3 protein-coding genes and 1 pseudogene are annotated in these 2519 nt (G+C 46.3%); all 4 read left to right on the forward strand.

All coding sequences use genetic code 11. The features are described 5' to 3' along the window. Positions 1 to 266: pseudogene (locus QCH34_RS10590) on the forward strand (flagellar assembly protein FlaJ); the annotation flags it as partial. Continuing rightward, complete coding sequence (locus tag QCH34_RS10595) at positions 263 to 1372, forward strand: hypothetical protein (protein WP_300333898.1); 1110 nt, start codon at positions 263 to 265, stop codon at positions 1370 to 1372. The pseudogene QCH34_RS10590 and the gene QCH34_RS10595, both read left to right, overlap by 4 nt. A 40-nt stretch (positions 1373 to 1412) precedes the next feature. Beyond that, a complete protein-coding gene (locus QCH34_RS10600) occupies positions 1413 to 2219 on the forward strand; it encodes a CheF family chemotaxis protein (RefSeq protein ID WP_300333901.1) in 807 nt (268 codons plus the stop codon). Positions 2220 to 2287: 68 nt separating this feature from the next. After that, the coding region (locus QCH34_RS10605) for a response regulator (RefSeq protein WP_300333903.1) at positions 2288 to 2519 on the forward strand (232 nt) is incomplete at its 3' end.

Below are 2519 nucleotides of genomic sequence, written 5' to 3' on the forward strand. Positions count from 1 at the left end.
GTGCCATGGGTGGGGGGATGATCGGTATGTTCCTCGATTTTCCTGAAGCCTTAATCGGTGCTTATGTGGTTCAGATCCTGGTGATCATCTGTTTCTCCAATGTCATAGTCGGGCAGCTCGCGGTGGGCGGAGATCGAACCATTGCATACCCCTTTATTGCAATACTGTTTGTCATCACCGGAATGCTCTTCCTTGCAATCCCACCGGTTGTCGATATGTTCTTCAGTATGGAAGGACTTGTTTCAACAGGAGCAGGTGTTGTATGAAGGATTCAGTTCGGAGGATGCTCCTCTTTTTTGGGATCGTTGCAATTGGAGTAATACTCCTCTTCATCGATCTGCCGTTTCTCTATCTGGTAGTAATCGTCTCAATATTTGGCATATTCTTACTCTTTGTCACAGGAGCTCTCTCCCTGAAGAGCCTGAGAAGAGAGAGGGATAAAACAGAAGAGCCTGCCACGCAGGAAAGACCGACATTTGGCGAGAGATTTGCAGAAAAGGCACCATCATTCTATAATCTCTACAAAAAACTTAACCGTGGAGGAGGGAAGCCAAAGGAGAAGAAAGAGAAGAAGGAGGGGGGCCTTTTTGGCAGGAAAAAGAAGGATGATAAGGAAAAAGCAATACCTGCCTCCTCATCCGGTGCGATCAAAGCCACTATTGGCGAATCAATTGACGACGAACTTGAAGAAGACGATCTCTTCGGCGACATCAACCTGGATGATCTGGATGATGAGGGTCTTGATGATTTCGGAGATAATGGTGCGGTCATTGACATGGGGCAGGATGACGCATACATGGCAGATGACGTCGCCTCAATCCTTGCCCAGGCCGGGGATCTGGATGATGATCTCCCGGAGGGGGGCTTCGATCAGCCGGTGGACGCCCCGATTGATGATTCTTTTGGCGACTCTCTGGGTGATGATCTCCTCTCGGCTGACGGGGATCTCGACGCAATTGATCTTGATGAATTAGAGACAGGCGATGAAGAAGAATTGCCGGATGGATTTGAGGATCTGGATGAGATCGAGGATCCACTTGCTGACTCACCGATTGAGAAGGAAGAAAGCTGGGAAGAGAAGAATAAGGATCAGTTCAGCTTTGGTGAATCTGCTGAAGCGATCAGTTCAAATGTAGGTTTTTCCGATTCGAAAGGGAAAGAGACAAAGAGCTCGTTCTTCTCCAAATCAGGTGGAGGGGGCATGGGGGAGAGCGATCTTCTCAGTGAGCTGAAGAGCGGCACAAAGAATATCAGGAAAAAACAGGATCTCAGCCTCGTCCGGGAGTTAAAGGATGCTGATGTCTCACCAAAGGAACTTGAAGAAGAATTATCCAATCTGCTCACTATATTAGGAGGAAAAAAGGATAATTGATCAATATCCGGTAGAAATGATGTGGATGGGGTGAAGAATCATGGTTAATGCACCGGTTAAGATACAGCATAATGATGAATGGATCAATTGCAAAATATCAATTGATGATGAGAAACTTGTCATACCCCCTCCGGCCAATATCACAATCCCCCTTAAACATATCGTGGATCTGGAAGAAAAAAAGAAGAACACCCTCACCATCATCAGAAAGGATGGTTCAGTCATCGATCTTGTCTCGGTTGAAAAGGTCAGATTTGTTCTGAAGCATAAAATTCTGATGAAATGCAGCGGATATCGGCTGATGGTGCAGTTCATGTCGCCTGCAATACGCGGAGGCGTGCTTCTGACAAACGCCGCCTGGGAGAAAGGTGCCATTATCGTCTTAAAAACCGGTATCTGGTGTATCACCCAGAACAAACAGATCTGTATTCAGATCGATGATGTCACAAACATTGAGCTCACTAAAAGGGAAGTCAGTGAGAAGCCGACAGATGTCGTCAGGATCGATCACCTCGAGCACCACGATGTCGTATCAAGTTTCATCCTCACCCAGATCTCAACCCTCCAGATCCTCCACAATTTCCTTCAGGAAGCAACTGCTGGCATTAAGATGGAAGGAACCGAACTGGGTGCAATGGATCAGCAGATTGCCATGCTCGTCTATTCAGGAATGGATTCCTCCTCGATTCAGAATATGCTCCAGATTCAGTTCAAAGAGATCGATCACGTCTATGATAAGTTGATCAACCTTAATATGGCAGAAGTAAAAGAGATACGAAGAGAAGTTCAGCTCACTGCAAAAGGTGTCCGGTATATCACTGATGCAACCAAATCCGGGGCAAACTGATTTGTGATAAACCCTGGCAGGACAAAACTCTAAATATCGTCCCACACACATATCTGGATGGATGCTGAATGGGTAGAATACTGATTGTTGATGATACGCTGTTTATGAGAACCCTTCTCAAAAACATTCTTTTCTCCGGGGGCCATGAGATTGTTGGTGAAGCCGGAGACGGAGCGGAAGCTGTTGAAAAGTACCAGGCTTTGAAACCTGACCTTGTTACAATGGATGTTGTGATGCCGAAGATGAACGGTATCGAAGCACTCAAGGAGATCAAAAAATTTGATCCCGGTGCAAAAGTCG

This window comes from Methanocalculus sp. (assembly GCF_029762515.1).
Classification (GTDB): Archaea; Halobacteriota; Methanomicrobia; order Methanomicrobiales; family Methanocorpusculaceae; genus Methanocalculus.

What these genes read in the sequence shown, in the direction of transcription:
- QCH34_RS10595 (WP_300333898.1), top strand. Translation starts at nt 263, where the DNA reads ATGAAGGATTCAGTTCGGAGGATGCTCCTCTTTTTTGGGATCGTTGCA.
- QCH34_RS10600 (WP_300333901.1), top strand. Translation starts at nt 1,413, where the DNA reads ATGGTTAATGCACCGGTTAAGATACAGCATAATGATGAATGGATCAAT.